Below are 23,920 nucleotides of genomic sequence, written 5' to 3' on the forward strand. Positions count from 1 at the left end.
ACCCCCTGCGCCGGGACGCGTGCGGCGACCCCGGCTGCATAGCCTCCCGACATGGACCCCACCATCGAGGTACGCGGACTGCGCAAGCGTTACCGCACGACCGTCGCGGTGGACGGACTCTCGTTCACCGTCCGGGCCGGCGAGGTGACCGGCTTCGTCGGACCCAACGGCGCCGGTAAGTCGACGACGATGCGGCTGATCCTCGGGCTCGACTCGCCGGACGAGGGCGAGGCCTTGGTCAACGGTCACCCCTACCGCCGGTTACGGACGCCGCTCACGCAGGTCGGTGCGCTGCTGGACGCCGCGGCCCTGCACCCGGGCCGGCGGGGTCGCGATCATCTGCTGTGGCTGGCCCAGAGCAACGGCCTCGGCAAACGCCGGGTGTCGGAGGTACTCGACCAGGTGGGGCTGGCGTCGGCGGCGCGTCGCCGCGCCGGCGGCTACTCGCTCGGGATGCAGCAACGGCTGGGCATCGCCGCCGCGCTGCTCGGCGACCCGCCGATCCTGCTCTTCGACGAGCCGGTGAACGGGCTCGACCCCGACGGCATCGTCTGGATCCGCGGCCTGATGCGATCGCTGGCCGCGGAGGGCCGCGCCGTCCTGGTCTCCAGCCACCTGATGGGCGAGTTGGAGGAGACCGCCGACCGCCTCGTCGCGATCGGCCGGGGCCGGGTGGTGGCCGACACGAGCGTGGCCGAGCTCCTGGCGGCGGCCTCGAAGGGCCGGGTGGAGGTGACCACCGCGCGGCGGGCGGACGCAACCAGAGTGCTCGCCAACGCGGGCGCCACCGTCGCGGTGGCCGGCCCGGAGACCGTCATCGTCGAAGGCCTACCCGGCGACCGCGTGTCGGCGCTGCTGACCGAGGCCGCCATCCCCTTCTCCGAGCTGCGGCGGCACCGGGCTTCGCTGGAGGCGGCCTACATGGACCTGACACGCGGTGCGGTCGAGTTCGCACCCGACGCTCCCGGTGGCGCACCCGAGACCGAAGGGAGCGTCCGGTGACCGGCCGCGAGTCCTTCCGTGGCCTGCTGCTGGCCGAGTGGACGAAGCTGCGCTCGGTGACGCGGTGGGTCGTCACCCTGGTCGCCGCCGTGGCCCTCACGATCGGCTTGAGCTACCTGGCCGCCTCGGGTAGCCGCAGCGACATCAACAAGCACGCCGACTTCGTCGCCGGGCCGCTCGACGAACCGGTCGCCGACTCGTTCTACTTCGTGCACCAGCCGATCACCGGGGACACGACACTGACCGCCCGGGTCGCGTCGCTGACGCCCCACTCCCAGGGCGGCTCCCCCGGCAACGGGCTGACCCGACTGGACGATCCGAGCCCGTTCGCGTCGCCGGCCGCCGGACTCATGATCAAGGACGGCACCCGCCCGGGCTCCTCGTACTCCTCGCTGATGCTGACCCCTTCGCGGGGCGTCCGCATGCAGTGGGACTTCGACGCCGACCGCGGAGGCAGCGCGAGCAGCGGTACCCGCTGGCTACGGCTGGTCCGCTCCGGCGACACGATCACCGGCTACGAGTCGGCCGACGGCGTCGCCTGGGAAAAGGTCGGGACGGCGACGCCGAAGAGCCTCCCAGACACGGTGGAGGTCGGCTTCTACGTCTCGTCGCCCCCGGACGTCTTCACCTCGCGGGGCGGGGGCAGCTCGTCGGTGGGCGAACGCCCGACCCTCACGTCGGCGACGTTCGACAGCGTGCGGGTCGACTCCGGGACCGCGTGGCGCGGTGAGCAACTCGGCCGGACGGTCGTCGGCGAGAAGGGCGCGCCGCCGGGCGGCCGCGTCACTGAGCGCACCGGGACGTTCACGGTGACCGGCACCGGCGAGGTGGGCCCCGAGCCGCCGGACGACGACATGGTCTCGATCGCCCTGATCGGCATCATCGCCGGCATCATGGCGCTGGTATCGGTCGGCGTCCTGTTCGCCACCTCGGAGTACCGCCGAGGGATGATCCGCGCGACGCTGGCCGCGACGCCCCGGCGTGGCCGGGTGCTGGCCGCCAAGGTGATCGTTCTCGGCGGCACGTCGTTCCTGGTCGGTCTGGCGGGAACGGTCGGGTCGTTCCTGCTCGCGATCCCGGCCCTGCGTTCGCGGGGATTCACGCCACCCGGCTTCCCGCAGCCGTCGCTCACCGACGGTGCGGTGCTGCGGGCGATCGTGCTGACCGCCGCCTTCATGGCCGGGGTCGCGCTCGTCGGACTCGGCATCGGCATGGTGCTGCGGCACACGGCGGGTGCCATCACGATCACGATCGTGCTGGTCCTGCTGCCGCTGATCGTCGGGATGATCCTGCCCGGCAGCTCACCGAAGTGGTTGATGTACACCACGTTGGCCGGTGGAATGGCGACGCTGCGCGCCAAGCCACCGACGATCACGCTCGCCGAACCGTGGGCGCTGATCGGTCCGTGGGCCGGGATCGGCGTCGTGGCGGCCTGGGTCGCCCTCACCCTCGGGCTGGCCTGGTGGCGCCTGCGGACGCGGGACAGCTGATGCGGGCGGCCCACGCCGAGTGGACGAAGCTACGGACCCTGCCGAGCACGGGCTGGCTGATGCTGCTCACCGTGGCCGGCACGGTGGGCCTCGGCCTCGCGATCACCGGATCGCTGGACTACACCCACTGCGCGCCACCCTGCCGTGTCGACACCACCAAGCTGTCGCTGACGGGTGTGCGGCTGGGCCAGGTCGGGGTCCTCGTCCTCGCGGTGCTGGCGACGACGGCGGAGTACAGCACCCGAACGATCCGGCCGACGCTGCTGGCGGTGCCCCGGCGGCCTCGGGTGGTGCTCGGCAAGCTCGGTGTGCTGACCGTCCTCGGAGTCGTCACCGGCGTTCTGGCCGTCGCCGGATCCCTGGTCGCGGGGCGGGCCGTTCTGCCCGGCAACGGGTTCACCGCGGCGCACGGGTTCCCGGCGCTGTCGCTCGCCGACGACCTCACTCGGCGAGCGGCGCTCGGCACGGTGGTCTACCTCGGTCTGGTGGCGCTGCTCGGGGCCGGGCTCGGCCTCCTGCTGCGGGACACCGCAGGAGCGCTCACCGCCGCCCTCGGCCTCCTCTACGGCGCGCCGGTGCTCGCCCTGTTCGTCAGCGACCCGACCTGGCAACACCGCATCCACCGGTACGCCCCGATGGACGCGGGCCTCGCCATTCAATCGACCCGCGACCTCGCCGCCGCACACATCGGACCGTGGGCAGGGCTCGGCGTGCTGTCCGCGTACGCCGCGGCGGCGGTCGTCGCCGGCCTGGTCCTGTTCCAGCTGCGCGACACCCGCTGACGCTCCCCGCTGACGCCGGGACCGGACGGCCGGCGGCACAATCGGGCCCGTGCGCGAACGCTCGGCCTCACCGTGTTCCGGCCGTGGGAAGCCTGAGTTGCCGACCTCGGTCGATGAGTTCTCGTCGCTCGTGGCGTCAATGGTGGTGTGCCGACCGCCGTCGGCCGGATTCCGAACGAGGAGGGTCACGAGTGGGCAGCATCTGCGCGTCGGTGTTCATGACGCTGGACGGTGTCGTCGAGGCGCCGCACGTCTGGCACCCCGCTTTTGTCAGCGAGGAGAGTCTGGCCGCACTCTCCGACCAGCTGACCGATGCGACGGCCATGCTGCTCGGTCGCCGCACCTACGAGGAGTTCGCCGACTACTGGCCGGACCAGCCGAGTGACGTGCCGCTCGCCGATGCGACCAACAGCATCCCCAAGTACCTGGTGTCCCGGACCCAGCCGGCCGCGCAGTGGAACAACACCACGGTGTTGGACGCCGGCCTCGTCGCGGCCGTCCGCGCCGTGAAGGAGCGGGAGCGCAGCGTCTTGGTACCGGGCGGAGCTCAACTGATCCGCGGGTTGCTGCGCGAACACCTCCTCGACGAACTGCGGATCACGCTGGATCCGGTCATCGTCGGCTCCGGTCACCGGCTTCTCGTCGACGGGCTCCCCCAGACCCGGCTGGAGCTCCTCGACGTTCGTCGCCTTCCACACGGCGTGACCTACCTGGTGTACCGGCCGGAGCGTCCGGCGTGACCCGGCCGAGCGGTCCGATCGACCCGTCCACCGCCGAGGACGCGGCGCTGGCCGACGCAGCCGGTCGAGGTGACGACGCGGCCTTCGCGCAGCTGGCCGCGCGTTACCGGGCCGACGTGCAGCTGCACTGCTACCGCATGCTCGGCTCGCTCGAGGACTCCGAGGACGTCACCCAGGAGACCCTGCTCCGCGCCTGGAAGGCCATCGGGGGGTACGAGGGACGCTCCGGCGTTCGCACCTGGCTGCACCGCATCGCCACCAACGCCTGCCTCGACGTCCTCGCCCGGCAGCAGCGCCGACGGCGACTGCTGACGCTCGCGTCCGGGAACGAGCCGCTCCCGCCTGCGGCGGTCGCGGTTCCGTGGCTGCAGCCCTACCCCGACCACCTGATCGGCGATCCTGCCGACACGTCTCCCGAGCCCGCCACGGCGACGGTGACCCGGGAGACAGTCGAGTTGACGTTCATCGCCGCACTGCAATTGCTTCCGGACGCTGCGCGCGCGGCCCTGATCCTGCGGGACGTCCTCGGCTGGCCGGCCACCGAGTGCGCGCAGGCGCTCGGGCTCTCGGTGCCCGCGGTGAACAGCGCGCTCCAGCGTGCTCGCGCGAAGCTGCGGACGCGACTCGGCCCGGACCGTTCCCAGTGGCGCCGGAGCACCGATCTCACCGAGCAGGAGACCGCGCTGCTGCACCGGTACATGCGCGCGATCGAGGCCGCGGACGACCAGGCCCTCGCGGCGCTGCTCGCACCGGCCGCCCGAGTCAGCCACCAGCCCGGTGCCGGCGGGCACCACGGCACCGAACCGGTCTGGTACGCCGGTCGCGCCACCATCCTCGAGAGCTGGGCACCCGTCCTGCACAGCTCCCCGGCACTCCGCTTGCGGATGCGAGCCGCCCGAGCCAATCGGCAACCGGCTGCGGCCACCTACCTCCACGTCCCCGGCGAGTCCGCTTACCGGGCGTTCTCGCTCTCGGTCGTGACCATGCAGGACGGTCTGCTCACCGAGCTCGCGCAGTTCGGTCCGGAGCTGTTCCCCGCGTTCGGGCTCCCCGACGCCCTCCCTCTCCGCGAGCCGGGCTAGTGCGGTGTCCACGAAGGTCCACCGGGTCCGACACATCATGCGGGGATGGAGTGATCCGGTTCGTCATCAGGTTGGGCTGCTCAAGCGCGTGTGCACTAATGCAGGCTGTAACACGTCAAAGTGCGCACGTACCCCGGATCGCTTGCCCAGAACCGGACTCCAAAGCCAGCATCGGACGCTCCGCTCGCGGATATCAGACCTGCACACGATGCGCGTCCCAGTGGCCGAGATTGCGTTCCACTAACTGAACACTCAAGCCGGCATCCTTGGTCACCGCAGCGGCCGCTCGTCGGGCAGACAGGCGCGGTTGCTTCCCAACGCAATCCGCCTCCGGCTTCAGCGACCCCCGTGAACGATCTGGTCACCGGGCTAACTGATGCCCGCTGCGGACAGACGGTCGCCGACCATCCGGGCGAGCGCCTGCAGCTCGCTCGTCCGGACCTCGGCACCGCTGGGGTCGGCGTACTCGTCGAGGGCTGCGGTCGCCAGAGCAGCGAACCGTGCCTCCCGCGCCAGTAGCCAACGACCGCCTCCCGCCTTGGACAGCACGGCGCGATCCTGCAGCCAGGCCAGCGTCCGGGCACAGTTGAGCACCGCGTACACCGGAACGGGTGTCCACTCCGCGGTGAGACGCCGCAGGTCGTCGCAGCTCTCCAGCACGTCAGCGCCGACGGAGGCGACGAACTCCGCGTCGGCCACCCGGCGCAGCACCCGCCGCGCCGGCGGCCCCCAGGCGGACACGCCGACCTCGTGCGCGACGAGCAGATGCCCAGCCAGGTCCGGGTCGTTCCCGCCGACCGACAGATCCCACGTTCCCGGATCCTGGCCGGCCAGGCGGCCTCGACTGAAGTGGTACAGGTACCCGATCGGGTGCCGATCGTTCGCCGCCTGGGCGCGCGACAGGATCGAGAGTTCGAACCCGCCGCCCGGAGCGCGAGCGTCCTCGGCGAGCAGTTTCGGGTGGAACTCCTCGAGCCCCGCCCGGCTCTCGACGACGATCAGGACGTCGAGGTCGCTCGCCGGACCCCAGCACCCCCACGCCAGCGAGCCGTGGACGACGATCGACACCAGGCTCCCCGGAAGGGTCTCCCGGGCCGTGCCGACCAGCCGGGTCACCGCTTCCCGGGCCGCCGGCGGGAAGGCGGCGACGACGGTTGCCGGAGTGTCGAAGGCGGGCGCGGGCACGCCGCGAAATGTAGTGCTGCCGCTCGCTGGCTTCCGGTCAGGAACTGGCCGGAAGGGCCTCTAGCGTGGCCGGAAGCAGCAGAAATCAACGAGAGGACCGGCGATGCCCGAGCACACCGACGCCACCCCCACGGGCTACACCACCGTCGCACCGTGGGTTGTTACCGACGACACCGGAGCGTTCCTGGAGTTCGTCACCGCGGCGTTCGGCGGCACCGAGCTCGGGCGGGTGACCACCGAAGACGGCCTGGTCGGCCACGGGGAGATCCGCGTCGGCGACACCGTCGTCCTCGCGTTCGACCGGCGCGCGGACTGGCCGGTCATGCCCAGCCTGCTCCGTGTGTTCGTCGCCGACGCTGACGCGGCGTTCGCGTCGGCCCTCGCCGCCGGCGGCACCGTCGTCACCGCGCTGGCCAACGACGCCTTCGGGATGCGCGGAGGCCGGATCAAGGATCCGTTCGGCAACATCTGGTGGGTGTCCAGCAAGATCGAAGACGTTCCCGAGGACGAAATGTGGAAGCGGCTCGGGCAGCCCGCGTACGCCGAGTCGATGCGGGTCGCGCAGGAGACGCTGGACGCCGAGCTGAGCGGCCGGTCCCACGGGCGGAGCAGCACACCGCTGGAGCGGCGCTGACGGTGACGTCGGCGGGTATTGGCCGGTCGCCGTCGCCGCGCGCTTCTACGCTGGGCGGGGAACGGTGGGAGCACTAGGAGGCCGAGCCATGTCCCCCTCGCAGAAGGCGGCCGCGCGCAGTGTCTTCGCGGTCTGGACCAACGGCGATCTGGACGCCCTCGACGCGGTCGTCGCACCCGACGTCGTGCACCACGACCCCTACGACCCGCACGGCGCCCACGGGCTGGCCGGCATGAAACAGTCCATCGCCGACCGTCGGCGCGCGTACCCCGACCTGACGTTCACGATCGAGCGTCAGGTCGCCGAGGACGACACGGTGGCCACGCACTGGACGGCCGGGATGACGCACGACGGGAAGCGGGTCACCCTCTCCGGGATCACCATCGACAGGTTCGCCGACGGAAAGATCGTCGAGGCCTGGCGCGTCATCGACATGCTCGGCTTCCGCAGGCAGATCGGCGCTCCGTCGTCCGAGTAGACCTCGCGCGGCCGCAGGCGGGGCGGTCCGCTCCCGGAGGCGCGAGTTCGGCCGGACCGCAGCGGGCCGACGCCGCGGTGCGCCACACTCAGCACGGCTGACGGGAACTCATCGAGGAGCGACCGCATGAGCGTGGCACCGCACCGCCTGATCCTCGCGGCGCTGGTCGCCGCCGTCCTCTCCGTAGTATTTCCGCTGTCGGGCGCCCCCGGCGTGGATCGCCTGGGCACACCGGCCGCCTCGGCGGCGTCCGGCGGCACGTTCTCCCTGCTCACCTACAACGTGGCTGGGTTGCCCGAGCCGCTGTCCTCCAGCGAGCCGGCGACCAACACGCCGCTCATCGGCACCCGGATCCAGCCGTTCGACGTGGTCAACGTCCAGGAGGACTTCAACTACCACGCCGCGCTCTACCGGGCCGACAACCATCCTTACCGGACGCCCACCAGCGGTGGGGTGCCGTTCGGCAGTGGGCTCAACACGCTCTCCCGGTACCCGATCAGCGGGCTGACCCGGGTCAAGTGGAGCCGGTGCAACGGCTTCGACTGCCTCACTCCCAAGGGCTTCACCCTGCTCCGGGTGCGGCCGGCCGACGGAGTCACGCTCGACCTGTACAACGTGCACGCCAACGCCGGTAGCACCAACGCCGATCTGGCCGCGCGCCGCGCGAACCTCGCTCAGCTCGGCTCGTATCTGGCGACGCACTCGGCCGGCAACGCCGTGATCGTCGCGGGCGACACCAACACCCGCTACACCCGGACCGGCGACACGATTCGCGAGCTGGTGAGCGGCGCAGGCCTCACCGACGCGTGGGTCGAGCTGGAGCGGGCCGGCGTGCCACCCGCGCTCGGCGCCCCGGCGCTGACCTGCGATCCCGCGGCCGTGACCGACGCCTGCGAGGTCGTCGACAAGGTGCTCTACCGGTCGAGTCCTCGGCTGGCCCTGACCGCCGTCGACTTCGCCAACGAGCACGCCGGGTTCGTCCGGGCCGATGGTCAGCCGCTCTCCGACCACTACCCACTGCGGACGACGTTCCGCTGGACCGCGCCGTAAGCCCACCGGGCGTCGTCCGGGCATTGATGCCGAATCGACACGTGTCACCAGGACCGCGGACGGCCCTCGTCAGTAACGTGCCGAGGCATGTCCGACGCACGGGAGGGCGAGCCACGCGCCGCGCTCCGGCGGCGTCGGAACCTCAAGACCGTCCTCGTTGTCCTGCTCGCCCTCGTGCTGTGCGGCAGCTGCTGCGTCGGTTGCCGAGAGGTGCTGATCGGCGACGTCATCGTCGCCGACAGACCCGACCTGGACAGCACCGCCGTGAAGACCGCCCGAACGAACGCCGAGACGCGGCTGGAGCGGAATCTCAGCATCGCCCGGCTCCCTGGCACTGTCGTCGCCGACGCCGGACAGGCAGCGTGTTACCCCGGCGAGCACTCGATCAAGTTCAGCACGCCCTACGACCACCTTTGCATCAGCCGTCACGTCGTCTACCTCGCGATCACGGCGACCTCCGTGCGCGCGACGCTGCGGACGATCCACACAGCACTGGTCAACGAGGATTGGTCGGCCCAGCGCCCAGCGGACCGCGGCGGTGACCGGCTGACCCTCAACGACGAGAGCACCCACGAACCCTCGACCGGTCCGACTGCTCTCTCCCTTCGTGAAGCGGCATACGCGCGGGACGAGGACCAGCTCGCTTTCCGCTACGGACCGGTGAGCAAGGACCTGCTGACCACCCTCACCGCCTGGCAGGACATCTCCCTGTACGCGTTCACCCCGGCGTACTGGTCCGAACGGCACCGGGTCACCGACGCCGATCTCGGTGCCGCGGTGCGCACCTCTGGCGGCGACGTGCTGATCGCAGTCGCCGCCGAGCAGACCTGGTTCCGGAACGGCGACTGACCAGCCGCTCGGCCGGCGCGACGGCGGCTCGGCCACACGCGTCCTCAGGACCGGTCGATCGGGAGGCCGAAGAGCGGGAACAGATCAGCCCGGTGGAACGCCAGCACCGCGGAGATGCCCGCCTTGTCCAGCGTCAACACCTGCAAGGAGTGCGCGTGGAACGCGCCGTCGCGTCCCCGGATGTAGCAGGCGAAGGCGGGCTGCCCGTTGGCGGACGTCTCCACCATGAGGCGCCAGCCGACGCCCGGGCGCAGCTTGGAAGCCAGTAGGCGCAGCACGTCCTCGCGGCCGTCGAACCAGGTCGGAATCGGCGGCATTTCCCACCGGGTGTCCTGGGTGACGAGGCTCTCCAGAGCGGTCAGGTCGGCCGTCTCGAACGCCGCGGCGTACCGGTCGAGCAGCGCGCGGCGGACCGGCTCGTCCGGCTCGCTGAACTGGTCCTCGGTCGGCGCGAGCGTGGCGAGTTCGGCGCGGGCCCGCTGGAGCGAGCTGTTCACCGCCGCCGTCGTCGTTTCGAGCAGGCTCGCCACGTCCGACGCCGGCCAGGCCAGCACGTCCCGCAGGATGAGGACAGCGCGCTGCCGCGGCGGCAGGTGCTGCAGCGCGGCGACCATCGCCAGCCGGAGGCTCTGGCGAAGGCCGACCACCACGGCGGGGTCGGCGTTCAGCAGGACGTCCGGGAACGGCTCCAGCCAGGGCGTCTCCAGTGCGTGCGCCTCGAGGTCGTCCGGGTCGGTGCCGGGTGCGCCCAGCGCCGACGGCACCATCCGGCGGCTGCTGTGCTGCAGGGCGTTCAGGCACACCCGGGTCGCGATCCGGTAAAGCCACGTCCGCACCGAGGCGCGCTGCTCGAAGTCGGCGAAACCGCGCCACGCCCGCAGGTAGGTCTCCTGGACGGCGTCCTCCGCGTCGTGCAGCGAGCCGAGCATCCGGTAGCAGTGCGCGACCAGCGCGCCCCGGTGCTCCGCGAACTCGTCCTCCAGGTTCACCGCATCTCCTCGACCGGCTCCCGCTGCGGCTGGGCCACCATCGGAGCCGGAGTACGCCGCGCGGCGATCCCGAGCCCGGCGAGCGCGCCCAGTGCCGACAGTACGCCGGCGGTCGCGAGTGCCCCGCTGAATCCGCTGGTGAACGCCTCGTAGCCACCGGCGGTGGCGAACACCGCGGCCATCACCGCGACTCCCACGACGCCGCCGAGCTGCCGCATCATGGCGTAGACGCCGGATGCGATCCCGACCGCTTCGCGGGGGAGGGCTCCGACGCTGGCGCTCTGCGCTGCGGGCATCGCCATCGAGACACCACTGCCGGCGACCATCAGCGGCACGACCAGGTCGGTGTAGTCCGGCGAGCCGGTGCTCAGCCGGCTGATCCAGAACATGCCTGCGGCCTGCAGCGCCAACCCGGCCACGACGAGGGGCCGCTCGCCGATCCGGTCCACCAGGCGGCCGGCGATCGGCGCGACCAGGAAGAGCGTGGCGGTCCAGGGCAGCACCTGCAGGCCCGCCTCCAGCGGACCGGAGCCGAAGGCCGCCTGCATGTACTGGGCGACGAAGAACACGGCGCCGAAGAGTGCGGCGGTGAGGAAGAACCCGGCCGCGTTGCCCGCCGAGAACACTCGGGAGCGGAAGTACGCCAACGGCAGCATCGGCTGCGGAGTGCGCTGTTCCCAGGCGAGGAAGGCCAGCAGCAGCGCGCCTCCGACGACGAGCGAGCCGACCACCTCCAGGCTGGTCCAGCCGGCCGCTCCGCCGCGGACCACGCCCCAGACGATGCCGAGAACGGCGAGAGCGAGCAGGAGCGCGCCGCGGTAGTCCACGCGCCGTGCGGGTCCCCAGCTCTCGCGCATCGTGCGGAGTACGAGCGGGATCACGAGGACGCCGACCGGCACGTTGATCCAGAAGATCCACCGCCACGCCAGACCCTCGGTCACCGCCCCGCCGATCACCGGTCCGCCGAGCACCGCCAGTCCGGTGAGACCGCTGAAGATGCCGATCGCCCAGCCGCGGCGCTCGGGCGGGAAGGCGGCGCCGAGCAGGCCCATCGCGAGCGGCATCACGACGGCCGCGCCGACGCCCTGGACCGTGCGGGCCGCGATCAGCATCGGGACCGAGGTCGCCAGCGCGCAGCCGATCGAGGCCACGGTGAAGAGGGCGAGGCCGGCCGCGAACGTACGGCGGCGCCCCCATCGGTCACCGAGGGCCGCGGCGGCCATCAGCAGCGTCGCGAAGCTGAGGCTGTAGGCGTTGACCGTCCATTCGAGCTGTTCGATCGAGGCACCGAGGTCCTGCCTGATCGTCGTCAGCGCCGCCGCCACCACCAGGACGTCGAGCGCCACCATTACCGAGCCGACCGAGGCCAAGGCGAGCACCCAGCGCTGCTCGACGGTCGTCTGCTGCCTGCTCATCACGAGCGTCCTCCTGAAGTTTCGCTGTCATCGGTACTGACAAGCGAGGAGGGCCGAAGTCATCGCGGCGATGAGTTCGGGGCGCCCGCCCGGTCAGAAGGAGTGACAGCAACCTCACGAGGAGAGCCCGATGACCACAGCAGTGATCAGCTACCGGACCAAGCCCGAAGCCGCCGACGAGAACCAGCGCCTGGTCGAGAACGTGCTCGCCGAACTCGCGACCGTGTCGCCGCCGGGCCTGCGGTACAGCGTCTTCCGGCTGGCCGACGCGGTGTCGTTCGTCCACGTCGTCGACGGCGACGGGTTGGCCGAGCTGCCCGCCTTCCAGGAGTTCCAGCGTGGGCTCAACGACCGTCTCGCGGCCGGCCCCACCCGGCAGGACGCGACGCTGGTCGGCTCCTACGCCCCAGCCCTGGCCGAGAGGAGCGGCGTCCGTCCTTGACCTGAAGCGCGGTTGACCTCCTAGCGTGCGGAGCATCGCGTCGTCGATGCTCAGGAGGCATGATGTCCCGTCCAACGCTCGGTGATCCGGCTGCCCAGGCGGCCGCCGAACTCGCCGTGAAGGAGTTCGCCGCGGAGTTGCAGCGCGGGGGTGACACGTTCGACGCCGACCTCTACGACCGGTCGTTCGCCGAGGACGTGCTCTGGGGTAGTCCCTACGGGGCGACGCTCGCCGGTTTCGCACCGCTCAACGCCATCCATCACCACCTGATGGAGTCGGCGCGCGGGGCGACCGACCCGGACGCGCCGCCGCGGGGAGCCCCGCCCTCGCGATTCGAGGTCGTCTCGGTGCTCGCCCCGGCGCCGGGCGTTGCAGTCGCACAGATCCGGCGGCAGGCCGCCACCGCGGACGGGTTCTCCGAGATGGCCCTCTACGTTCTCGTCCAGCGCGAGGGGCGGTGGTGGCTCGCGGCCGCGCAGAACACCCCGATCCGAACTCCTCCGGCGAGCTGACGCGCCGGCGCGTCAGCGCGGGCTGACCCGTCGGCGCGTCAGCGTGGGCTGACGGCTGCGGTGCGGCGCCGATAGCTCTCGTCGCGAGCGCGGGCGAACGTCTCCCCGGGCGTGCTGCCCAGGTAACGCCACGGCCACGCCGTCACCTGGTCGCCGAGGACGTCGAACAGCTCGGCCGCCGCGTCGTACTCCTCGGCCAGCCAGAACGCCATCGCGAGCCGGTTGTGGTCAACCTGCCAGCCGAGCCGGGGCCGGTAGGCAGGGTGGCGCACCGACCGGTCCGCCGCGGCGTGCAGCTCGGCCCGGGTGTCCGGCCGTCGGAGATGGGCCCGGCCGTCCTCGTCCCGGGTGAGGTAGAGCCAGCGCTCGAGGTGCGCGTCGGCGATCAGGCCGGCCAGCCCGGTCTCGGGCGGGGCGGTCGCCGCCGTCTCCAGGGCGAACCGGTGCATCAGCTCGTCGGACCCGCCCCACTTCAGGCAGAGCTGCATGAACAGGCCGGAGTGCGCGCCGAGGTGCCAGCGGTGCCGGGCGACGGCCTCCCCGAACCGGCGCTGCGCCTCCTGCACGCCCAGCCCCATGCCGACACCGCAGACGATCAGCTCGGCCCACGCGGTCGGGTCGTGCGGGTTGCGGGCGATCGCCTCCACCAGGTACTCGTGCGCGAACCGCAGCCGTCGCTCGAAGATGCGGAACTGGGCCGTCGAGGTGTTCTTGGCCCACTTGTTCCCCCGGGCCAGCCACGCCCAGTCGATGGCGTGCGCCCCGCGGACCAGCATCGGCAGGTGTGAGCGCGGCTCGGCGTCGGCCCACTCGCCGGCCCACGCCTGCACGCCCTTCGCTCGGCTGGCCAGCCCCACGTAGAAGCTCAGCGCGTCGGGGTCGTCGACGACACGCAGGAACTCGTGCACCGCCCGCCAGTCCCGGCGCTCCATATCGGCCAGCAAGCGGGCGGCCGCCGGGTCGCCCAGCGTGGGATCGACGGCGGGGATGGGCCTGGACTGCCGCCGGAACGGCGCCATCGATACACCCTCCTATCACGACTCGGCGTCGCGCGCCGATGGCCCCGCACCCTACCGGCCCGGCATCGCCCGCAGTTGCGGTTGCCCTGCTCCGGCGGCTAGCTTCCAGCCTCGTGTCCGATCCCCGTACGGTGCTGGGCGGTTTCGCCGCTCTGAAGGTGGACGGCGTCCCGCACGACGTGCTCGTGCTCCACTCCGGACTGCTGCTGCTCGCCGACCAGAAACGGTCCGGGTCCGACGTCAAGCGGCTGAACGGGCTGGTGGCCGCGGTGGGAGTCGAGGAGCTGATCCGGCAGCACCGCTTCCTCCCGTTCGAGGAGGTCACCCACTCCCGCGTGCACAAGCGGACACCGCTGCGGGTGGAGCTGGATCTGCTCGGCGGGGGCACCTTGACACTGGCCGCGGGGTGGACGACGCCGCTGCTCACCAAGGACAGCGACCGGCTGCTGTGCGACCTGCTGACCGAACTCCCGGCTACCCGGCCGATGCCTGCGGACGGCGCCGAGCAGGCCGCGCGCGCCTGGGCCGAGGACGCGATGGTGCTGGACGGCGTCGCCAACGTCACCGCGAACGAGGTCCCCCACGACCTGCTCGTCCTCGACATCGGGCTGGTGCTGATCGCCGACCCGGGCCCGTTCGAAGTCGGAGAGGCACGCCTCGCCCGGCTGGTGGCGCGCATGCCGGTGTACGAGATCGTCGGCCGTTACTGGCTCGTCCGGTACGAGGACGTGGTCGACGCCCGGATCGTCAAGACCTTGCCGTTGCGCGCCGAACTCGAGCTGTACGACGGGCTTCGGCTGACGATCGCCGAGCGGATGGTGAGCCAAAGCCTCACCCGAGACGGCCGGGCGGTTTTCGTCGACGCTCTCCGGTCGGTGGGCGCGGTCACGCCGTAGCGGTCCGACCGAACCGCGTATTTCGCAGCTCCGGCCCACTCGAGTTAACCGGACTTAAGGGAGAGTCACGCTGCGGAGCGAATTCCCACACCGCCGCAGACTCTCTTCGTCGCGGCGATAGGCGATTCGCGCGGAAAGGCCGACCTCTGCCAGAAGTCCTTCAAGCGGGCGTTAAGTGGCATGTAAAGAACGGGTCAGGCTCTTCGCAAGACCGCATCGCACCTGGTGAGGTGGGTTCCGGATCAGCGCGGCACGGCGTGCAGATGCCGAACCCGGACGGCCTCGACCGCACGGGAGGCCAACGACGCTGCCGCGCGAAGCACTATGGACAGCACTAGGTCAGCAGGAGCATTCATGACTCTCGGTAACAGGTTGACCCGCCTCGCGGCGGCGTCCGGCGCTACCGCGGTGGCCACGGCCGCGCTCGTCGGTTTCGCGGGAGTCCCCGCCCAGGCCCACGGGACGTTCGCCGGCCCGGTCAGCCGCGTCTACTCCTGCTACCTGGAGAACCCCGAAGCACCGAAGTCGGCGGCGTGCAAGGCCGCGGTGGCGGTCAGCGGGACGCAGGCGTTCTACGACTGGACCGAGGTCAACATCGCGAACGCGGCCGGCAACCACCAGGCGCTGATCCCCGACGGCAAGCTCTGCAGCGCCGGCCGGGCCAAGTACGCCGGCCTCGACCTGGCCCGTTCCGACTGGACCGCGACGAAGTTGCCGACGAGCGGCTCCTTCACGTTCTCGTTCAAGGCGACCGCGCAGCACAAGGGCCGGTTCGACCTCTACGTCACGAACAGCACGTACCGGCCCACCCAGCCGCTGAGGTGGTCGAACCTGGAGGCCACCCCGTTCCTCTCGGTCACTGACCCGGTCGCGGTCAACGGTGCGTACCAGCTGACCGGCCGGCTGCCCGCCGGTAAGACCGGTCGCCACCTCGTCTACGGGATCTGGCAGCGTTCGGACAGCCCGGAGGCGTTCTACGCCTGCTCGGACGTGGTGTTCGGGTCGGAGAGCAGCTCCGGAGGCGGCACCGTCGTCACGCCGACCACGCCGACCACGCCGGCGGCCACCGCCTCGGCGGCGCCGAGCAACTCGGCGTCTCCCAGCGCCTCCGCGTCGTCCTCGCCCGGCGGCTGCGGGACGTCGTCCGGTCACCACCACCACCGCCGCACCGACCCCAGCGCCACGGCGGTGCGCAAGGCCAGCAGCAACAGCACGCTCGCGCCGGCACTGACCGGCTCCCTCGGCACCGCGTTCCTGTTCGCGATGGGGACTGCTGCCCTCTTCGTCGGCCGCCGCTACATCGGCAAGCACCGCCACTGACCAGCTTCCGTCGCCGGTGCCCGGCCGGGTATCTGCCGATCGGCAGATACCCGGTCGGCTGCCCGGTCGAGATGCTGGTGACGTCGCCGCCCGACCGGGCGGGTCGCCCGAGGAGGTCACGATGTCCCTGGCTACCGCCATCCCGAGCAGCCGGTCCACGACGAACGAGGCTCACCTGGTGCCGCCGCCTCCGCGCCACGCGGTGCGGGCCGCCTACGCCGCCGCTGCTTCCGCCACGATCGGCTTTCTTCCGCTGCACGTGATCTGGGCGCTGGGCATTCCGCTCTTCGCCGACCCTGACCTGTTCCGGCCCTGGTACCAGGACGGCGGCGGCGTCTATCTGCTGACGCTGAACCTGCTGGCGCTGCTGCCCGCGGTGCTGGCCGTCGCGTTGATTCGCCCCTGGGGCCTGGTCTTCCCCCGCTGGGTGCCGATCGTCCGCGGTCACCGAGTGCCCCGGATGCTCCTCATCGCACCCGGTGCTGCGCTCTCCGGCTTCCTCCTCGCCTACACCGCGTTCGCCGCGGTCCTGATGCCCCTCCAGTGGGACGACCCGGCCGCGATCTTCGACCCCCGCACGGGCATCTACGGGATCGCACAGTTCCTGGTCTGGATCGCGGGGCTCGCGATCGCCACCCGCTCCTACGCCTGCCGCACCCGCCCGAACGCCAGCTGAGGTCAGGCGTCGAGTTGCGCCACGAGACGAGCCGGTGCGACGACGCGGTACGCGTCGGTGACGATCTCGGTGACCTCCGCCCAGTCGACCTCCACGTCCAGGTAGACGCCGACCCAGCCGCGGTGGCCGACGTACGCCGGGCGGAAGTACCGGTCCGGCGCGGCGGCGATCAGGGCTTCCTGCGCTCCGGGCGGTGCCGCGCACCAGCACGCCAGTCGGTCGTCATGATGGTGGTCGGCGTAGGTGACGAACGTCTTCTTCCCCCGCACGAACCAGGTGGGCTCGCCGTGGCTGAGCCGCTCGGTCGTCTCCGGGAAGGCCAGACAGATCCGCCGTAGCCTCTCGAGCGCAGCATCCGTCATGCGGTGATTGTGCGGGACCGAGGCCCGCCGCACGGAGCAAAGCCGCCATCGCGGCCGGTCTTCCCGGGCGAGAGGCAGAACTACTCAGGTGCTCGACGCCGTCGACGACGACGCTGAAGCCATGACGATCACTGAGTCCCGCCGGTTCCTCGCCCCGGGCCGCTCTCCGCAGAGCGGCGCACGGAAACTCCTGCTCGGTCTGTTCGGTACCCAGCGCTCCGGCGTCCCCGCCGCGATCCGGCCGAGCGCCACGGTGGCCGGCCCCGTCCCGCCGCGGACCGAAGCCCCGGGTCGGGTGATCTGCTGGCCCCTCGACCCGGTCGCGCGCGAGCACCTCGCGTCCCGCGCGGAGAAGCGGCTGGTCGAAGGCGCCGCCCCGGACGCCCCCGCTCCGACCGAGTCCGACTAACGGCTGCCTCGGGCTCGGCTGGCGGCCTTGCCGCTGCGCGGTGGGTGGGCGCCGGTCAGGGACGCCACAGCAGGACGGAGATCCCGTGCGGCGTCTCGGAGAACCACCCGTCGTCCGACGTCCGGATCAGCAGCCGACGCAGGTCCGCCTCGAACGCCGGTAGCTCGGCGGCGAACAGATGCGGCGTCGAACCGGACAGGGAGAAGACGGCGGCCATGATCTCGTCGACACTCCGGTCCACCACCGGGGCCGTCCCGACCTCGATGCGGGTCGGGCCGGTGAAGCCGGCCTGCCGCAGGATCTCCTCCTCGCTGCCGCGGGTCCCGCCGGGCAACGTGCTGCGACCGGCGCGGCGAACCGGGCCGAGATAGCGGGCGACCAGCGCGTCGATCCGATCCCACGGCGGCCGCGGATGCGGCAGCGGGTCCGCACCCTCCGCACCCCGGTGGGTGGTGGCGCCCACGTGGATCCAGGTGCCGTCCGGCGTCAGCAGGCCGCGGACCCGCCGAGCCACCACGCTCCGATCCATCCAGTGGAACGACTGCGCGAACGTGGCCACCCGGAAGCTGCCGAGGTCGTCGGAGAGGTCCTCGGCCCGCGCCCGGACCCACTCTACGGTGGTGATCCCCAGGTCGCGGGCGCGGCGGGACGCCTCGAGGAGCATTCCGGGGTCCGCGTCGACGCCGACCGCGGCCTCGAACAGCGGGGCGAGCAGGAGGGTCAGGGATCCGGGGCCGCACCCGACGTCCAGCAGCCGGCCGGTGCCGTCCAGACCGAGTGCTTCGCCGATCACCTCGGCGAGGCCCGGTGGATAGGGCATCCGGCCGACGACGTAGTGCGGTGCGCTGCCGGCGTAGAGCGTCTCGTCCCACTCCCACCCGTCCCCGGTCACTCGCGGAGGCTACTGCCCCGCGCTCACGGCGTCACGCCGTCCAGGTCGAGTCGCGCGAGCCGTCCGGCGTCGGACAGGATGTCGATCGCGGCGATCCTGCCGTCGGCGATCGTGAAGCTCATGACCGAGAACGGCTCGTCGTCGACGGTGTTGACCAGGCCGGCGACGCCGTTGATCACCGCGGGGTGGGTGGCGGCCGCGGTGGCCATGCGCCGGAACGTGTCGGCTCGAGCGGCCACCGCTGCGGCGCCGCTGATCACCCGCAGGCCGCCGGTGAGCACTCCGCCGTCGGTGCGCAGCACCACGTCCGGGTCGAGGAGCGCCAGGAGCGCGTCGAAGTCGCCGCCACGCGCGGCGGCGAGGAACGCGTCCACCACCCGACGTTGGGCAACCAGATCGCCGTCCGGGGTCGGTGCCGCGCCGCGGATACGCTGACGCGCGCGGCTCGCCAGCTTCTTGGCCGCGACCGGCGTCCGGTCCACGATCGGGGCGATCTGGTCGAAGGGCAGGCCGAACAGGTCGTGCAGCACGAACGCCAGTCGTTCGGCGGGCGTCAGGACGTCCAGCACCACCAACAGGGCGAGGCCCACCGAGTCGGCGAGGAGGGCTTGCTGCTCGGGGTCGGCGGCGTGCTCGCTGCTCACCACCGGATCCGGCAGCCGATCCGGGGTCGCCTCTTCCCGGCGACCCTTGCGGGCGCGCAGCATGTCCAGGCACACCCGGGCGACCACGGTGGTGAGCCAGCCTCCCAGGTTGTCGATACCGTCCGCGTCCGCGCGAGCCAGTCGCAACCACGCCTCTTGAACGGCGTCGTCGGCGTCGGTCAGTGAGCCCAGCATCCGGTAGGCAACCGCCTTCAGATGTGGCCGGTGCAGCTCGAACTCGGCGGCCAGGCGGTCAGCGGCGGTCACGGTGGCGTCCCTTTCGTCGGCGGTCGTAGCACTGACGGATCGGAGCCGGAAAAGGTGACCGGGTCGGCGTCGCGGTCACCTCTCCGGCCCGCCATCCGTCAGAGCAGCGACGCATTCCTGTTCCGCGAGAGGACACACCACCATGACCATCGAGTCCCGGCTGCCGAACCCCGCCCAGCTCATCCCTGAGCTGGGGCAGATCGGCGGCGCCCTGTTCAAGGCGACCGGGAACGGGTCGATCCCGGCGACCACGATCAGCCTGGTGCAGCTGCGCGCCGGGCAGATCGTCGGGAGCACATACCTGACCGTTCTGCACGCCGGAAACCTCCGCAAAGCCGGAGAAACCGAGCAGCGCCTCACCGCAGTGGCATCCTGGCCGGACGCACCGTTCTTCACCGACGCCGAGCGGATCGCGCTCGCGCTGGTGGAGGCCGTGTTGACGGCCAACCCGTCCGGCGAGCGGGTGTCCGACGAGCTCTACGCGCGGGCCAGCGAGCACTACGACGACACGGCGCTGGCCACGCTGATCATGGCGATCGGCCAGGTCTGTTTCTTCCTTCCGCTGGCCCTGATCGGGAAGCCGCTTCCCGGTGTCGCGCCCACGGAGCAGTGGCGGAGCTGACCCCCCAGCGGCTCCGGACGAGACACGCTCTCGCCTAGAGTCGGCTCGTGGCATCCTCCCCCTCCGGTCGCGGTGCGGTTCGACTGGCCGAGCGGCTGCGCGCGGCCCGCGACCGGAGCTTCGTCGGCCGCGAGAGAGAGGTCGAGAGCTTTCGCTCCGCGCTGGCCGGCGACCCGGACGCGCCGATCGTCCTCTACGTCCACGGCCCTGGCGGGGTGGGCAAGAGCGCGTTGCTGCGCCGCTTCGTCACGCTGGCGGAGGACGCCGAGCGGACCGTCGTCCAGATCGACGGCAGGATGCTCGATCCGACGCCAGCCGGCTTCCAGCTCCAGGCCGGCGAGGCGCTCACCGACGAACGGGTGGTCCTGCTCGTCGACAACTTCGACCGCTGCCAGGGCCTGGAAGCGTGGTTGCGCGAGCACTTCCTCCCCGGCGTCCTGGACGGCGTCGTCGTCGTGCTGGCCGGACGGCAACCTCCGCACGCGGATTGGCGGTCGGACGGCGCCTGGGGGGAGGCGCTCGCGGTCTGGGCGCTGGCCGACCTGTCGGCCGACGACGCCGCGGCACTGGTGCGGGCCCGCGGCGTTCCGCCGGAGTCCCAGGCCGCGGTGTTGCGATTCGCCGGCGGGTATCCGCTCGCGTTGAGCCTCGCCGCGTCCGTCGCCGTCCGCGACGTCCGGGACACCGACGCCTGGACGCCGCCCCGGGACGTGCTCTCCGCCCTGCTCCAGCAACTCGTCGGCGACGTGCCGTCCCCGGCGCACCGGACCGCGCTGGAGATCTGCGCGCACACGATCTCCACCACCGAGGACCTGCTCGCCGCCGTCGTTCCGGCCGCGAACGCCGCCGAGCTGTTCGGCTGGCTGCACAGCCTCCCGTTCGTGGAGGCCGACCGCCACGGCCTGCGCCCGCACGACGTGGTGCGCGAGGTGCTCGAAGCCGATCTGCGCTGGCGTAACCCCCGCAGTTACGAGGCGATGCACCGCCGGCTCACCGCCTACCTGGTGCACCGGGCCCGGGAGTCGTCGCCGGTGCCGTCGATGGCAGAGGTCCGGTCGCTCTACTACCTGCAGCGGCACGACCAGATCGTCACCGAGTACTTCGTTCTCGACGGTGACGGCACGGTCTACCCGGGCGCGTACCAACCGGCTGACCGGGAGGCCGTGCGGCAGCTGGCGCTGGTGAGCGAGGGCGCGGAGTCCGCGTCGATCGTCGATTTCTGGTTGGAGCGGCAGCCGGAAGCGTTCACGGTCTACCGGCAGTCGAACAGCGACGAACTGGTCGCGTTCATGGCGTGGCTGCAGCTCGGCACCGACGACGAGGACACCTGCGCCGTCGATCCGGTCGTCGCGGCGGCTTGGGCACACGCGGCGGCGACCGCGCCGTTGCGTGGCAGCGAACAGCTGGCGATCGCGCGGTTCCTGATCTACCCACCGGCCTACTACGAGCCCTCCGCGCCGCTGGACCTGATGCGGATGCGCATGCTGGTCGGCTGGATGGGCACGCCGCGGCTCGCCTGGTCGTACGTGGTCAACCCCGCTCCGGCGTCGTTCTGGGAGCCCTTGCACCGGTACCTCGAGCAGCTTCCGGTAGCGACCACACCCACCGTCGGTGGACGGCCGTACGCGCTGTTCGCCCACGACTGGCGAGCGATGCCGGTCGAGCCCTGGTTCGACCTGCTCAACACCCGTCTGCTGCACGGCTGGGATCCGCGGGCTCCGGCCGAGCCCGAGGAGCTCTCGGTGCTGCCCCGGTCGGAGTTCGACGCCGCCGTGCGCAGCGCGCTGCGGTCCTGGCACCGGCCGGACCAGCTCGCCGCCAACCCGCTCGTCCGCAGCCGGACGGTCACCCGCCGCGGTGCGTCCGACCCGGTGCTGACGCTGCGCGAGGTACTGATGGCGGCGATCGCGTACCTCGCCGAGGACCCGCGGGCGAGCAAGCTGCACCGCGCGGCGACGGTCACGTTCCTGAAGTCGACGCCGAGCCAGGAGGCCGCCGCCGAGCGCCTCGGTATCCCGTTCAGCACCTATCGGAGGCATCTCGCCGCCGCGGTCGACCGGATCGTCGACCACCTGTGGCAGGAGGAACTGCACGCTTCGGCCGAGCCGCTCACACCGGACTGAGCAGGAACTGAGCACCGGATCGGCCTGGGAACCGAGCACCGGAAACAGCGAATCTCCTCGGTGACACCCACCGATCGAGGGAGCTGGCCCGATGGCCGACGTACTAGTCCTTGGCGCCGGAATGACCGGCCTGACCACGGCGATGCTGCTGGCGCGCGATGGTCACCACGTCACCGTGCTCGACCATAACCCGGCTGGGCCCGCGCACGACGCGTGGTCGAGCTGGGAGCGCCCCGGGGTTCCGCAGTTCCGGCTGCCGCACATCGCGCTCCCGCGCTGGCGCGCGCTGATCGAGCAGGAGTTACCCGACGTCCTCGCCGAACTGCTGGAGCGGGGTGGCCGGCGTTTCAACCTGCTCGGTGAGGGCGTGTGGCCGATGGAGGCCGGCTCGTCGTACCGGCCCGGCGACGAGCGGTTCGACGTCGTCGGCGCGCGCCGACCGATCCTGGAGGCCGCGGTGGCCGCGACCGCTGACCGGACCCCCGGCATCACGATCCGGCGTGGCGTGACCGTCACCGGGCTGCTGACCGGCCTGTACTTGACGCCCGGCCCGCCCCGCGTCACCGGGGTCCGCACGCGGGACGGCGAGAACATCCACGCGGAGCTGGTCGTCGACGCCACCGGACGGCGCTCGCCCCTCCCCCGGCTGCTGGCCGGAATCAACGCCACCGCGCCACTCGAGGAGCGGGAGGACGACGGTTTCGTCTACTACAGCCGGCACTACCGGAGCACCGACGGTTCCCGGCCGACCTATCTCGGCTGGCTGGCCGAGCACTTCGAGAGCCTCTCGGTGATCACGCTCGCCGCCGACAACGACACCTGGTCGGTCGCGCTCGTGATCTCCAGCCAGGATCGGGAGCTGCGCGCGCTGCGCGACGTCGACTCGTTCGAGCGGGTCGCGGCCCTGTTCCCGAACTCGGCCTCCTGGTCGAAAATCGGGGAACCGATCACCGGTGTGCTGTCGATGGCGAACCTGGAGGACCGGTACCGGCGGCTCGTCGTCGAGGGTGAACCGGTGGTGACCGGCCTGGTCGCGGTCGGCGACGCCTGGGCGGCCACCAATCCGACGCTCGGGCTCGGCCTCACCCTGGGCGCCCTCCACGGCACCGTGCTGCGGGACCTGCTTCGCGAAACGGATCCGCAGGAGCACGAGAAGCTGGCTCGCCGCTTCGACGAGGACACTGAGGAGACGGTGACGCCGGTCTTCCAGGCGCTCCGGTCCTGGAGCCGGCACCGTCGCGCCGAGGTGACCGGCGACATCGCCGGGCGGCCGTACGAGACGAACGATCACGAGTGGCTGATCACGAAGGCGCTGGACGCGGCGAAGTTCCGCGACCCGGAGCTGCTGCGGGCCGCCGCCGACATCGGCTCGCTGACCGCGCCCGCCCCCGACGTCCTCGACGCGCCGGGCCTGGTCGACAAGGTGATGGCCCTGGGTGGCGCCGCGCCGCAGTACCCCGCGCCGGGCCCACGCCGCGCCGAGTTGCTGGCCGCGATCGCCGACTGACGCCGGGCCGCGGGGCCCCGCCGGCGCCTCCGGACCAGACCGCGGAAGGCTGGGGCGACCAGTTCAGCGAGCGGCCCGGGGTGGCCGGGACCTGGCGTCCACGTTCTCGCTCATCGCCGTGATGAGGCCGGGCAGCTCGGCCACGGTGCCGGCAGGCAGGCCGGCCACCGTCTCCTCCGCCAGCGTGCGCCAGAGCTGTTTGACCTGATCGGCGAGCGCCTTGCCGCTCTCGGTGAGCTCGACGACGCTGGCGCGTTTGTCCCCCGGCACAGGCCCGCGACGGATGTGGCCGGAGGCTTCGAGCTTCCGCGTCATCAGCGTGACGCTGGGCGGCTCGCAGCCGAGCGCCTCGCTGAGCTGGGCCTGGATCCTCGGACCGGTCCGGTCGAGTTCGAGCAGTAGAGCCTCCTGGCCGGGGTGCAGGCCGAGCGGAGCCAGCAGCGCGGCGGCTCTGGCCCGGTGGCGCAGGCTCAACAGGCGAATGGCCTGGTTGAGGGCGTCGGCGTACTCCACGTCCACGAGCTCTCCTTGAC

Annotated in this window: 26 protein-coding genes; 18 read left to right on the forward strand and 8 right to left on the reverse strand. The window is 71.7% G+C overall.

Features of this window, described 5'->3' with window-relative positions:
- Positions 1-51 precede the first annotated feature (51 nt).
- The 5 genes from ABEB28_RS00535 to ABEB28_RS00555 all read left to right on the forward strand — a co-directional run bounded on the left by ABEB28_RS00535 (position 52) and on the right by ABEB28_RS00555 (position 5,096).
- A complete protein-coding gene (locus ABEB28_RS00535) occupies positions 52-1,002 on the forward strand; it encodes an ABC transporter ATP-binding protein (protein ID WP_345725895.1) in 951 nt (316 codons plus the stop codon).
- Positions 999-2,492 (forward strand): ABC transporter permease subunit, encoded by a 1,494-nt coding sequence (locus ABEB28_RS00540; RefSeq protein ID WP_345725896.1) that lies wholly within the window; start codon positions 999-1,001, stop codon positions 2,490-2,492. Before ABEB28_RS00535 ends, ABEB28_RS00540 begins: the two co-directional genes overlap by 4 nt.
- The gene (locus ABEB28_RS00545) at positions 2,465-3,274 is read left to right on the forward strand and encodes an ABC transporter permease (RefSeq protein ID WP_345725897.1); all 810 of its coding nucleotides are present in this window, start codon (positions 2,465-2,467) and stop codon (positions 3,272-3,274) included. The genes ABEB28_RS00540 and ABEB28_RS00545 overlap by 28 nt, the downstream gene beginning before the upstream one ends.
- Before the next feature lie 191 nt (positions 3,275-3,465).
- A complete protein-coding gene (locus ABEB28_RS00550) occupies positions 3,466-4,014 on the forward strand; it encodes a dihydrofolate reductase family protein (RefSeq protein ID WP_345725898.1) in 549 nt (182 codons plus the stop codon).
- Entirely contained in the window at positions 4,011-5,096 is a 1,086-nt protein-coding gene (locus ABEB28_RS00555) for an RNA polymerase subunit sigma-70 (protein ID WP_345725899.1), read from the forward strand. Before ABEB28_RS00550 ends, ABEB28_RS00555 begins: the two co-directional genes overlap by 4 nt.
- A gap of 369 nt (positions 5,097-5,465) precedes the next feature.
- Here ABEB28_RS00555 and ABEB28_RS00560 read toward each other — a convergent pair whose 3' ends face one another.
- Entirely contained in the window at positions 5,466-6,281 is an 816-nt protein-coding gene (locus ABEB28_RS00560) for an aminoglycoside adenylyltransferase domain-containing protein (protein WP_345725900.1), read from the reverse strand.
- Between the two features lie 103 nt (positions 6,282-6,384).
- On the opposite strand from ABEB28_RS00560, the gene ABEB28_RS00565 reads away from it, so the two are divergent.
- From ABEB28_RS00565 to ABEB28_RS00580, 4 genes are all read left to right on the forward strand, one after another.
- Positions 6,385-6,915, forward strand: coding sequence for a VOC family protein (locus ABEB28_RS00565; protein ID WP_345725901.1), 531 nt, complete (start codon positions 6,385-6,387; stop codon positions 6,913-6,915).
- An 88-nt stretch (positions 6,916-7,003) separates the two neighbouring features.
- Entirely contained in the window at positions 7,004-7,393 is a 390-nt protein-coding gene (locus tag ABEB28_RS00570; protein ID WP_345725902.1) for an ester cyclase, read from the forward strand.
- Positions 7,394-7,519: 126 nt separating this feature from the next.
- Positions 7,520-8,443 carry an endonuclease/exonuclease/phosphatase family protein gene (locus ABEB28_RS00575; RefSeq protein ID WP_345725903.1) on the forward strand — a complete coding sequence of 308 codons (924 nt, stop codon included), beginning with the start codon at positions 7,520-7,522 and terminating at the stop codon, positions 8,441-8,443.
- 87 nt (positions 8,444-8,530) lie between these two features.
- Positions 8,531-9,292, forward strand: coding sequence for a hypothetical protein (locus ABEB28_RS00580; protein WP_345725904.1), 762 nt, complete (start codon positions 8,531-8,533; stop codon positions 9,290-9,292).
- Positions 9,293-9,336: 44 nt separating this feature from the next.
- Here the strand turns inward: ABEB28_RS00580 and ABEB28_RS00585 are convergent, their stop codons facing one another.
- Both ABEB28_RS00585 and ABEB28_RS00590 read right to left on the reverse strand, forming a co-directional pair.
- Complete coding sequence (locus ABEB28_RS00585) at positions 9,337-10,281, reverse strand: sigma-70 family RNA polymerase sigma factor (RefSeq protein ID WP_345725905.1); 945 nt, start codon at positions 10,279-10,281, stop codon at positions 9,337-9,339.
- The gene (locus ABEB28_RS00590; protein WP_345725906.1) at positions 10,278-11,696 is read right to left on the reverse strand and encodes a DHA2 family efflux MFS transporter permease subunit; all 1,419 of its coding nucleotides are present in this window, start codon (positions 11,694-11,696) and stop codon (positions 10,278-10,280) included. Before ABEB28_RS00590 ends, ABEB28_RS00585 begins: the two co-directional genes overlap by 4 nt.
- A 130-nt stretch (positions 11,697-11,826) precedes the next feature.
- On the opposite strand from ABEB28_RS00590, the gene ABEB28_RS00595 reads away from it, so the two are divergent.
- Positions 11,827-12,138 carry a hypothetical protein gene (locus tag ABEB28_RS00595; protein WP_345725907.1) on the forward strand — a complete coding sequence of 104 codons (312 nt, stop codon included), beginning with the start codon at positions 11,827-11,829 and terminating at the stop codon, positions 12,136-12,138.
- A 62-nt stretch (positions 12,139-12,200) separates the two neighbouring features.
- Entirely contained in the window at positions 12,201-12,650 is a 450-nt protein-coding gene (locus tag ABEB28_RS00600) for a DUF4440 domain-containing protein (RefSeq protein WP_345725908.1), read from the forward strand.
- A 38-nt stretch (positions 12,651-12,688) separates the two neighbouring features.
- Here the strand turns inward: ABEB28_RS00600 and ABEB28_RS00605 are convergent, their stop codons facing one another.
- A complete protein-coding gene (locus tag ABEB28_RS00605) occupies positions 12,689-13,669 on the reverse strand; it encodes a DUF4034 domain-containing protein (protein WP_345725909.1) in 981 nt (326 codons plus the stop codon).
- A 113-nt stretch (positions 13,670-13,782) separates the two neighbouring features.
- Between ABEB28_RS00605 and ABEB28_RS00610 the strand changes: the two genes are divergently transcribed.
- The 3 genes from ABEB28_RS00610 (at position 13,783) to ABEB28_RS00620 (ending at position 16,561) form a co-directional block, all read left to right on the forward strand.
- Positions 13,783-14,565, forward strand: coding sequence for a hypothetical protein (locus ABEB28_RS00610; protein ID WP_345725910.1), 783 nt, complete (start codon positions 13,783-13,785; stop codon positions 14,563-14,565).
- 354 nt (positions 14,566-14,919) lie between these two features.
- The gene (locus ABEB28_RS00615) at positions 14,920-15,885 is read left to right on the forward strand and encodes a lytic polysaccharide monooxygenase auxiliary activity family 9 protein (protein WP_345725911.1); all 966 of its coding nucleotides are present in this window, start codon (positions 14,920-14,922) and stop codon (positions 15,883-15,885) included.
- Positions 15,886-16,006: 121 nt separating this feature from the next.
- Positions 16,007-16,561, forward strand: a complete 555-nt coding sequence (locus ABEB28_RS00620; RefSeq protein ID WP_345725912.1) for a hypothetical protein — start codon at positions 16,007-16,009, stop codon at positions 16,559-16,561.
- Between the two features lie 2 nt (positions 16,562-16,563).
- Here ABEB28_RS00620 and ABEB28_RS00625 read toward each other — a convergent pair whose 3' ends face one another.
- A complete protein-coding gene (locus tag ABEB28_RS00625) occupies positions 16,564-16,923 on the reverse strand; it encodes an MmcQ/YjbR family DNA-binding protein (RefSeq protein ID WP_345725913.1) in 360 nt (119 codons plus the stop codon).
- A 121-nt stretch (positions 16,924-17,044) separates the two neighbouring features.
- Between ABEB28_RS00625 and ABEB28_RS00630 the strand changes: the two genes are divergently transcribed.
- Complete coding sequence (locus ABEB28_RS00630) at positions 17,045-17,332, forward strand: hypothetical protein (RefSeq protein ID WP_345725914.1); 288 nt, start codon at positions 17,045-17,047, stop codon at positions 17,330-17,332.
- 55 nt (positions 17,333-17,387) lie between these two features.
- Here ABEB28_RS00630 and ABEB28_RS00635 read toward each other — a convergent pair whose 3' ends face one another.
- Positions 17,388-18,224: a class I SAM-dependent methyltransferase gene (locus tag ABEB28_RS00635; protein WP_345725915.1), complete on the reverse strand. Its 837-nt coding sequence runs from the start codon at positions 18,222-18,224 to the stop codon at positions 17,388-17,390.
- Positions 18,225-18,247: 23 nt separating this feature from the next.
- Positions 18,248-19,135, reverse strand: a complete 888-nt coding sequence (locus ABEB28_RS00640) for a sigma-70 family RNA polymerase sigma factor (RefSeq protein WP_345725916.1) — start codon at positions 19,133-19,135, stop codon at positions 18,248-18,250.
- A gap of 142 nt (positions 19,136-19,277) precedes the next feature.
- Here ABEB28_RS00640 and ABEB28_RS00645 point away from each other — a divergent pair, with 142 nt between their 5' ends.
- From ABEB28_RS00645 to ABEB28_RS00655, 3 genes are all read left to right on the forward strand, one after another.
- Positions 19,278-19,757, forward strand: a complete 480-nt coding sequence (locus tag ABEB28_RS00645; RefSeq protein WP_345725917.1) for a carboxymuconolactone decarboxylase family protein — start codon at positions 19,278-19,280, stop codon at positions 19,755-19,757.
- A gap of 47 nt (positions 19,758-19,804) precedes the next feature.
- Complete coding sequence (locus ABEB28_RS00650; protein ID WP_345725918.1) at positions 19,805-21,880, forward strand: P-loop NTPase; 2,076 nt, start codon at positions 19,805-19,807, stop codon at positions 21,878-21,880.
- A gap of 91 nt (positions 21,881-21,971) precedes the next feature.
- On the forward strand, positions 21,972-23,387 hold the full coding sequence (locus ABEB28_RS00655; RefSeq protein WP_345725919.1) for an FAD-dependent oxidoreductase: 1,416 nt from the start codon (positions 21,972-21,974) through the stop codon (positions 23,385-23,387).
- Between the two features lie 63 nt (positions 23,388-23,450).
- On the opposite strand, the gene ABEB28_RS00660 is transcribed toward ABEB28_RS00655, so the two are convergent.
- Positions 23,451-23,906 carry a MarR family winged helix-turn-helix transcriptional regulator gene (locus ABEB28_RS00660; RefSeq protein ID WP_345725920.1) on the reverse strand — a complete coding sequence of 152 codons (456 nt, stop codon included), beginning with the start codon at positions 23,904-23,906 and terminating at the stop codon, positions 23,451-23,453.
- Between the last annotated feature and the right edge of the window lie 14 nt (positions 23,907-23,920).

The organism is Cryptosporangium minutisporangium, assembly GCF_039536245.1.
Taxonomy (GTDB): Bacteria; Actinomycetota; Actinomycetes; order Mycobacteriales; family Cryptosporangiaceae; genus Cryptosporangium; species Cryptosporangium minutisporangium.

Coding starts and splice junctions, on each gene's coding strand:
- ABEB28_RS00590 (WP_345725906.1), bottom strand. CDS start 11,696: ATGAGCAGGCAGCAGACGACCGTCGAGCAGCGCTGGGTGCTCGCCTTG.
- ABEB28_RS00595 (WP_345725907.1), top strand. CDS start 11,827: ATGACCACAGCAGTGATCAGCTACCGGACCAAGCCCGAAGCCGCCGAC.
- ABEB28_RS00535 (WP_345725895.1), top strand. CDS start 52: ATGGACCCCACCATCGAGGTACGCGGACTGCGCAAGCGTTACCGCACG.
- ABEB28_RS00605 (WP_345725909.1), bottom strand. CDS start 13,669: ATGGCGCCGTTCCGGCGGCAGTCCAGGCCCATCCCCGCCGTCGATCCC.
- ABEB28_RS00655 (WP_345725919.1), top strand. CDS start 21,972: ATGGCCGACGTACTAGTCCTTGGCGCCGGAATGACCGGCCTGACCACG.
- ABEB28_RS00600 (WP_345725908.1), top strand. CDS start 12,201: ATGTCCCGTCCAACGCTCGGTGATCCGGCTGCCCAGGCGGCCGCCGAA.
- ABEB28_RS00625 (WP_345725913.1), bottom strand. CDS start 16,923: ATGACGGATGCTGCGCTCGAGAGGCTACGGCGGATCTGTCTGGCCTTC.
- ABEB28_RS00630 (WP_345725914.1), top strand. CDS start 17,045: ATGACGATCACTGAGTCCCGCCGGTTCCTCGCCCCGGGCCGCTCTCCG.
- ABEB28_RS00570 (WP_345725902.1), top strand. CDS start 7,004: ATGTCCCCCTCGCAGAAGGCGGCCGCGCGCAGTGTCTTCGCGGTCTGG.
- ABEB28_RS00615 (WP_345725911.1), top strand. CDS start 14,920: ATGACTCTCGGTAACAGGTTGACCCGCCTCGCGGCGGCGTCCGGCGCT.
- ABEB28_RS00575 (WP_345725903.1), top strand. CDS start 7,520: ATGAGCGTGGCACCGCACCGCCTGATCCTCGCGGCGCTGGTCGCCGCC.
- ABEB28_RS00645 (WP_345725917.1), top strand. CDS start 19,278: ATGACCATCGAGTCCCGGCTGCCGAACCCCGCCCAGCTCATCCCTGAG.
- ABEB28_RS00620 (WP_345725912.1), top strand. CDS start 16,007: ATGTCCCTGGCTACCGCCATCCCGAGCAGCCGGTCCACGACGAACGAG.
- ABEB28_RS00580 (WP_345725904.1), top strand. CDS start 8,531: ATGTCCGACGCACGGGAGGGCGAGCCACGCGCCGCGCTCCGGCGGCGT.
- ABEB28_RS00565 (WP_345725901.1), top strand. CDS start 6,385: ATGCCCGAGCACACCGACGCCACCCCCACGGGCTACACCACCGTCGCA.